This is a genomic window from Mesorhizobium sp. M1A.F.Ca.IN.020.06.1.1 (assembly GCF_004023265.1).
Classification (GTDB): domain Bacteria; phylum Pseudomonadota; class Alphaproteobacteria; order Rhizobiales; family Rhizobiaceae; genus Mesorhizobium.
In genome coordinates, this window is sequence record NZ_RZSR01000236.1 from 1 (window position 1) to 7,093 (window position 7,093).

The following is a 7,093-nucleotide window of genomic DNA, read 5'->3' on the forward strand; positions in this document are numbered from 1 at the left end:
CTGCGCGAAGGCGGAGCGAGACGCGCCCATCAATCGGGCCAGGGCCCCGACCGTCCAATCCCGGTCGGGCTGCAGATGAATAGCGGCGAGCACCTTGCCGACGTCAGGATTGCGCACCGCGGCGATCCATCCGGTCGCGTCGCCGCAGCCGTTCTCTACCCAGGAGCGGATGATTGTGGCGGCGAGCACGTCAGCCAGGCGGGCGAGAATGCCGCCCGAGCCGACCCGGTCCATCGTCACCTCGCCAGCCATCGCATCGAGCAGATGCTGGATGCCCGGCGCGTTCGCCATCAGCTTATGCGCCTGCATCAGGTCGGGCATCATGTCGAGCAGCGGATGCGAGCCGTCGAGATTGAAATGCATGCTGCCGCAAAACAGCAAGGTCTTGCAGCCGTCGCAGCCGTTGGAGACGTCATAGATGTTCTCGCAGACCGGCTCGATCGTGTAGCGGCCGATCGGCACGGGCGGAACGCCCGGCGCGCTCGCCAGCACATGCTCATCGCCACGCGGGATCAAGAGCGCGTCGCCGACAGAGAGCTCGATCCATTCCTTGGCCGGTGAGAACAGCCAGCAGCCCTGTTGGCCGATGAAATGGAACCGCGCCGCCTTCTGCGCGGGGAAGGAAACGGCCCACGGTTCGCCCAGCACGCAGCGGCCATAGTCGACGCCGTCGAGCCGCAATCCGCGCAGCATGTCGGTCAGCGGATCGCCGGACGCCGGGAATGTGGTTTTGGACGAATTGTAATTCATTCCGGCGTTTCTAGCATGGAAACTCCAGCCGGTCACTCCCTATGTTGCACTGCAGCGTCGCGCGCCAGGCCTGCAACGGGTGGATCCCGAACTGGCGGTCTTCCAAATGGCGCCGCAAAACAGATCGGAGATTTCCCATGACCGAACCCGCCACAGGCGTCATCGATGCCGCTGTTCTCGATAGAACCGAAGCCGAGGAGCGAAGCGAGCCTGTATGGGGCGCGGTGGTCTCGCTGGCGCTCGGCGTGTTTGGGTTGGTGACCGCCGAATTTCTGCCCGCTAGCCTGCTGACGCGGCTGGCGCAGGATCTCGGCGTCAGCGAAGGCGCCGCCGGCCAGGCCGTGACGGCGACGGCCGTCGTCGGCGCGATCGCAGCACCCACGATGGCCATCGTCACCAAGCGGCTGGACCGCAGGCTGGTCATGTGGCTGCTCACCTTGCTTCTGATCGTCTCCAACCTGCTTGCCGCCTTCGCCTCCTCGCTCACAATGCTGCTTCTTGCCCGCGTGGTGCTGGGCGTCGCGCTCGGCGGCTTCTGGTCGATGTCGGCCGCCATGGCGATGCGACTGGTGCCGATGCGGCTGATGCCGCGCGCAATGTCGATCATCCTGACCGGCGTATCGGTGGCGACCGTCACCGCGGCGCCGGTCGGCGCCTATGTCGGCGACATCTGGGGCTGGCGTACGGCCTTCATGATCGCGGCGGTCGTCGGCGCGCTGACGCTGCTCGTACAGCTTGCCACCATCCCCAGCCTGCCGCCGACGGCCGTGGCGAGCTTTCGCACGCTGATCGAGGTACTGAAGCGGCGGACGATCCGCATCGCCCTGCTGGTCGTGCTGCTCGTCGCCTCGGGACAGTTTGCCGGCTTCACCTATGTGCGGCCATTCCTGGAGACGGTGCCGGTCATGCCGATCGAGACCATCTCGCTGGTTCTGCTCGCCTATGGCATCGGCGGCTTCTTCGGCAATTTCGCCGGCGCTTTCCTGGCCGAGCGCAATCTGAAGCTTGCGGTCGGACTGGCGCCGCTGCTGATCGCGCTGTCGGCGCTTGCCATGCTCACCATCGGCGCTTCACCGGTGATTGCGGCAATCGCAGTTGCGGCATGGGGCTTTGCCTTCGGCGCGGTGCCGGTCGGGCTGCAGACTTGGCTGGTGCGCGCCGCTCCCGACCAGGCCGAGAGCGCCGGCGGCCTGATGGTCGCGACGTTCCAGGTGGCGATCGCGCTGGGCGCAGTCTTCGGCGGCCTGCTGGTCGACCATGCCGGCGTCGCCAGCGCATTCGGCTACGGTGCCATGGCAACGCTGCTCGCAGCGCTGGTGACTTTCGCCGTCGGGCCGAAACAGGCTGAATAACCTTGGACGCCGACAAGCCAGCCGGTACGGCCGGCTTGTCGGCAGGGCGATGCAGTCTGGGCTAAGCCGAGCGGCCGTCGAACTCGAAAACCTCGATAGCGGCGAGATCGATGCCGTCGAGGCAATTGATGTTGATGTAGGCGCTGCGCTCGCTGCCTTGACTGACATCCTCGGCGAAGGGATGGATGCCGCAGGTCCGGCAGAAGCGATGCGCGATCGAGCCCTTGCCGAAGGTGTATTTGCCGAGGTCGTCGCCCCAGGCAACCAGGCGCATGCTGGCGTGTGGCACGGCCCAGAGCAGCGCCCCCTTGCGCGCGCAGATCGAGCAGTTGCAGCGCACCGCGCCGCCGAGCTCGCCTGCGACCTCGAAAGCCACCTTGCCGCAGTGGCAACTGCCTTTGTACAGCATCAGTCTCTTCCTATCGCTGGCAGGTGCAAAGGCACCCTTGCCGGGTTATCCATCCGCTAGCCAAATTGGCTGCCTTAAAAGACGTTGCATCCTTGCGGAGTCCGACATCGACATGCAATCCGTGCGCGACCGTCTCGAAATCATCCTGTCACGTCTTGCCAATCGCGCGGCTGACGAAAAGGTCTACGTCAAGCAGTATGCGCAGGCGGCGCTCGCCGCAGCGGATGCAGCCGACGCGCGGCAAAGAGCCGGGGTCTGCCTCGGGCCGCTCGATGGCGTGGTCGTGTCGATCAAGGATCTGTTCGATGTCGCCGGCGAGCCGACCCGGGCAGGCTCGGCGATGCTCGCCGGTGCTCAGCCCGCCGCGCAGGACGCGGCGATCGTGCGCCGGCTGCGCCAGGCGGGCGCAGTGATCCTCGGCAAGACCAACATGACCGAATTCGCCTTCACCGCGATCGGCGACAACCTGCACTACGGCACACCGGGCAATGCGGCGGATGCCAGCCTGATCCCGGGCGGTTCTTCATCGGGCGCCGGCGTTGCGGTGGGCGAAGGCAGCAGCCAGATCTCGATCGGCTCGGACACGGGCGGCTCGGTTCGCATCCCGGCCTCGCTCAACGGCGTCGTCGGCTTCAAGCCGACGGCCCGGCGCGTGCCTTTGGACGGCGCCTTTCCGTTGTCGGCGACACTGGATTCGATCGGGCCGCTCGCCCGCAGCGTCGGTGATTGCGCGGTTGCCGACGCGATCATGGCGGGGGAGGAGCCGATGGCGCTTCATCCGATCCCGCTCGCCGGTCTGCGCATCGGTGTTCCGCGCGGCCGGCTCTTTGATGACACGCAAGCCGACGTCGCCGCGGCCTTTGAGGCGTGCACCAGCCAGATGGAGCGGGCAGGGGCGCGCGTTGCCGATCTATCGATCGATGACCTCATTGGCGGGATGCGCGCGGCGACCATGCGCGCCTCGATCGCGTCGATGGAGGGTGCGGAGGTGCATGCCGACTGGCTGGCGACCGGGGCCTCGGTGCCCGTCGACCCACATGTCAGCGGGCCTTTGTCGCGCGCGCGGACGGTTCCCGCTTCCGCCTATATCAGGACAATCCGTCGCCGGGCGGAACTGGTCGCGGCCATGACGGAACGGCTGCAAGCGGTCGACGCGCTTGCTCTGCCGACCGTGCCGATGGTCGCGCCGTCGATCGTGGCGATGGCCGGCGACGAAGCGCTACGCGACAGGACGGAAGGCTTGCTCCTGCGCAACACGCAGGTCGCCAACCAGTTCGATCTCTGTGCAATCTCGCTGCCGATGCCGGGCACCAAGCTGCCGGCCGGGCTGATGCTGGTGGCGAGGCATGGGCACGACCGACGTCTGCTCGGAATTGCTGCCGCGGTGGAGGCTTTGCTGAGCGGTTGAGGTGGTGCAGCGGCGCAATCAGTCGGCCGGAAAGCGCCGACGGTAACGCTCGATCACTTCCGGATTCCGCAGGTTGACCGGCAGCTTGTCGGCAAGCACCAGCAAGGCCTCGTTCGCAGCGCCGACGCCCATGCGCATCATCGATTCCTCGGTGATGCCGGCCATATGCGGAGTGATGATGACGTTGTCGAAGCTGAAATAGGGATGGCTCGGCGGCAGCGGCTGGGTCGCAAAGACGTCGAGCGCCGCACCGCCGATACGGCCTTTTCGCAGCGCTTCAATCAGCGCCTCGTCATCGACCACCGGCCCGCGCGAGACATTGATCAACAGCGCATTGGGCTTCATGCGGGCGATGCGCTCGCGGCTGATCAGGCCGCGCGTCTCCTCGGTCAGCGGGCAGCAGAGCACGATGATGTCGCTCTGCTCGACCAGCGCGTCTATCGACAGGAAACCGACGCGCTCGGGCGCCGGGCGCAGGCTGCGCGTCGTCGCCACGACCTTGAGGTCGAAGCCGTGCGCGGCGATGTGGCCGACGGCCTGGCCGACGGCGCCGAGGCCGACAATGCCGATCGTCTTGCCGGCGAGCTCGCTGGTTGAATTGGCGTGCTCGCGCCCGGCGAGCCAGCCCTTGGCGCGCAGGTCGCGATCCATGATGCGGAAGCGCCTGAGCAGCGCCAGCGCCGTGAACACCACATGTTCGGCCACTGAGCGGGCATTGACGGCCGGCACGTTCGCCACCAGCACGCCGGCGGCGGTGGCCGCCTCGACCGGGATCATGTCCAGTCCCGCGCCATGGCGGATCGCGGCGCGCAACAGGGACGCGCCTGCGAACAGCTCCGGCGGCAGCGGCGCTCGGACGATGACGATGTCGGCGTCTTTCGCCTCGGCAGCCAGCGTTTTTGCATCGAGCGCGGAGGCGACGACCAGCCGGCCGGCTCCCGCCAGCATGCCTGTCGCGCGCGGATGTAGCGGGTGCGTCGACAGGATCTTGCGCATGAAGCTCAGGCCCTTTCGAGCGCCGCGCTTTTCGGCTCGGTCCAGCGACCTTCGATGATCCCCTTCCAGTAGCTCTCGGCCCCTTGCAGGTGCGCACTCATCAGCGCCTGGGCGAGGTTGCCGTCGCGGCGCAACAGCGCCTCGTAGATCTGGATGTGTTCGGCATGCGAGCGCATGCTGCGCTCCAGATCGTTGAAATAGATCGGCAGGCGCTGCTCGCCCATCAGGTAGTAGACGCTGCAGATGTTGTGAAAGACGCCGTTCTTGGTCGCTCGCACGATCTCGAGGTGGAACTCGCGGTCTTCCTTGGCGAGGCCTTCGCCGGCGGCGATGCGCTCCTCGGAAGCCTTCAGGATCTCGCGCAGCCGCTCGAAATTCTCCTCGGTGGCGCGTGAGCAGGCAAGCTCGGCCGCCTTGATCTCGTGGATCTTGCGCAGCTCGACGGTCTCGTAGATCTGCACCGGATCCAGCGGCAGGCCCGCGCGGGCGAAAAGCGCTAACGCTTCCACGCTCGCCTGCTTGGTATCGATATAGATGCCGGACTTGGCGCGGCGCTCGACGATGCGCATCGCTTCGAGGATGGCAAGCGCCTCGCGGATCTGGCCGCGGCTGACGGCGAAATGCTCCGCCAGCTCGCGCTCCGACGGCGTGCGGCCCGACTCCTTGTCCGAGTTGGAGAACAGATAGGCGGCGAGTTCCGCAAGAAGGTTCTTTTCTTTCATCGTCAAATGCGTAGCGCGTGCGCCTCCAGGAATCGCTCCGAAACGGTGAAACCCAATCCGGGCTTTTCAGGGATCGCTATCATACCGTCCTTTGCTTCGACAGTCTCCTCGACGAGATCGTGGATCATCGGATTGGCGCCCAGCGAATACTCGACGATGAAGGTCGCGGGGGAAGCCGCGCAGACATGCAGTCCGGCGAAGAAGCAGGGCGCGCCGGCCCACAGATGCGGCGCGAAGCGCAGGTTGAAGGCGCTGGCGATGGTGCCGATCTTCATCGCCTCGCTGATGCCGCCGCAGAAGGCGGGATCAGGCTGGAAGATGTCGGCCGATTTCAGCACGGCCAGATCGCGAAAGGCATAGCGGGTCGCCTCGCTCTCGCCGGTGGCGATCGGGGTCGAACCGGACGCGCGCACCTCGGCCATACCGTGCTTGTCGTCGGCGATCACCGGCTCCTCGAACCAAGCCAGATCGAGATCGGCGGTGAGGCTGATGAAGCGCTTGGCCTCGGCGACGGTGTAGGTGCCGTGCGCGTCCACCATCAGTTCGACGTCAGGACCGATCGCTTCCCTGGCGGCGCGGACGCGCGCGGCCGAGATATGCGGGGCGCCGTCCATGGCGCCGATGCGCATCTTCAGCGCCTTGAAACCGCCTTTGGCGATATAGGATTTGAGCTGGTCGCCGATGGTATCGGCTGGCGCCCAGCCGCCCGAGGCATAGGCCTGCATGCGCTCGACCTTGCGGCCGCCGAGCAGCCGCCAGACCGGCTGCCCCAGCGACTTGCCGAGGATGTCCCAAAGCGCGATGTCGACCGCGCTGATCGCCGCCACGCTCATGCCGCGCCGCGCCAGCTGGGGCATGGCATGGCCGGCATGGGCCGCCGTGTGGTGTCGCACGCCGTTGTAGAGCATCTCCCAGATGATGCCGATATCGGCCGGATCACGGCCGATGAGCTGCGGCGCAATTTCGTGGTTCAGCATGTGGACCAGCGCGCCATAGCTGCCGGCGCTGCCGGCGGCGTTCTTGCCCTCGCCCCAGCCGACCAGGCCGTCGTCGGTCTCGACGCGCAGGATGGCGGCGTCGAACGTCGTCACCTGACCGAAGTCGCTGCGATGCTGCTTTGCGACTTCGATCGGTATACGAACCCACCAGGCCTGGACGCTTTTTATACGCATCTTGATCCCCGGCCCGCCGCCCGGCCAGGACGGTAGGGCTAAGCTCCAAATCGGACCGTCTACTTGATCAGCGGCAGCAGCGTTTCGGCGGTGATGCGCATCTGATCGGTGTAGAACTTCTCGGTGAGCACGCTGGAGCCGTGATCCTGGATGAATTTGAGTTGCTCGGGCGAGATGTCGACCGGGTTGCGCTCCACCATCTCCGGATAGGGGGCGGCCGGCGTGCGGTCGACCGGCGCGACGAACTCGTTGGTCAGCGCGCCGTCATAGCCGATCTCCTTCAG

General features: G+C 66.4%; 7 protein-coding genes and 1 pseudogene. 2 read left to right on the top strand and 6 right to left on the bottom strand.

The window, feature by feature from the left end; genetic code table 11:
• Positions 1 to 750 (bottom strand): cupin domain-containing protein (locus tag EOA60_RS12910; protein ID WP_164899284.1); only part of this gene is annotated, 750 nt, incomplete at its 3' end.
• A 137-nt stretch (positions 751 to 887) separates the two neighbouring features.
• Between EOA60_RS12910 and EOA60_RS12915 the strand changes: the two genes are divergently transcribed.
• Positions 888 to 2,102, top strand: coding sequence for an MFS transporter (locus tag EOA60_RS12915; RefSeq protein WP_095823533.1), 1,215 nt, complete (start codon positions 888 to 890; stop codon positions 2,100 to 2,102).
• A 61-nt stretch (positions 2,103 to 2,163) separates the two neighbouring features.
• Here the strand turns inward: EOA60_RS12915 and EOA60_RS12920 are convergent, their stop codons facing one another.
• Positions 2,164 to 2,511, bottom strand: coding sequence for a GFA family protein (locus EOA60_RS12920; RefSeq protein ID WP_095823532.1), 348 nt, complete (start codon positions 2,509 to 2,511; stop codon positions 2,164 to 2,166).
• 112 nt (positions 2,512 to 2,623) lie between these two features.
• On the opposite strand from EOA60_RS12920, the gene EOA60_RS12925 reads away from it, so the two are divergent.
• A complete protein-coding gene (locus EOA60_RS12925; RefSeq protein ID WP_095823531.1) occupies positions 2,624 to 3,919 on the top strand; it encodes an amidase in 1,296 nt (431 codons plus the stop codon).
• An 18-nt stretch (positions 3,920 to 3,937) separates the two neighbouring features.
• Here the strand turns inward: EOA60_RS12925 and EOA60_RS12930 are convergent, their stop codons facing one another.
• The 4 genes and pseudogenes from EOA60_RS12930 to EOA60_RS12945 all read right to left on the bottom strand — a co-directional run.
• Positions 3,938 to 4,915, bottom strand: a complete 978-nt coding sequence (locus tag EOA60_RS12930; protein ID WP_095823530.1) for a hydroxyacid dehydrogenase — start codon at positions 4,913 to 4,915, stop codon at positions 3,938 to 3,940.
• A gap of 5 nt (positions 4,916 to 4,920) precedes the next feature.
• Complete coding sequence (locus EOA60_RS12935; protein ID WP_067318961.1) at positions 4,921 to 5,637, bottom strand: FadR/GntR family transcriptional regulator; 717 nt, start codon at positions 5,635 to 5,637, stop codon at positions 4,921 to 4,923.
• Positions 5,638 to 5,639: 2 nt separating this feature from the next.
• Complete coding sequence (locus EOA60_RS12940; protein ID WP_095800600.1) at positions 5,640 to 6,809, bottom strand: mandelate racemase/muconate lactonizing enzyme family protein; 1,170 nt, start codon at positions 6,807 to 6,809, stop codon at positions 5,640 to 5,642.
• Between the two features lie 59 nt (positions 6,810 to 6,868).
• A pseudogene (locus tag EOA60_RS12945) lies at positions 6,869 to 7,093 on the bottom strand (sugar phosphate isomerase/epimerase); the annotation flags it as partial.

What these genes read in the sequence shown, in the direction of transcription:
- EOA60_RS12915 (WP_095823533.1), top strand. Translation starts at nt 888, where the DNA reads ATGACCGAACCCGCCACAGGCGTCATCGATGCCGCTGTTCTCGATAGA.
- EOA60_RS12920 (WP_095823532.1), bottom strand. Translation starts at nt 2,511, where the DNA reads ATGCTGTACAAAGGCAGTTGCCACTGCGGCAAGGTGGCTTTCGAGGTC.
- EOA60_RS12925 (WP_095823531.1), top strand. Translation starts at nt 2,624, where the DNA reads ATGCAATCCGTGCGCGACCGTCTCGAAATCATCCTGTCACGTCTTGCC.
- EOA60_RS12930 (WP_095823530.1), bottom strand. Translation starts at nt 4,915, where the DNA reads ATGCGCAAGATCCTGTCGACGCACCCGCTACATCCGCGCGCGACAGGC.
- EOA60_RS12935 (WP_067318961.1), bottom strand. Translation starts at nt 5,637, where the DNA reads ATGAAAGAAAAGAACCTTCTTGCGGAACTCGCCGCCTATCTGTTCTCC.
- EOA60_RS12940 (WP_095800600.1), bottom strand. Translation starts at nt 6,809, where the DNA reads ATGCGTATAAAAAGCGTCCAGGCCTGGTGGGTTCGTATACCGATCGAA.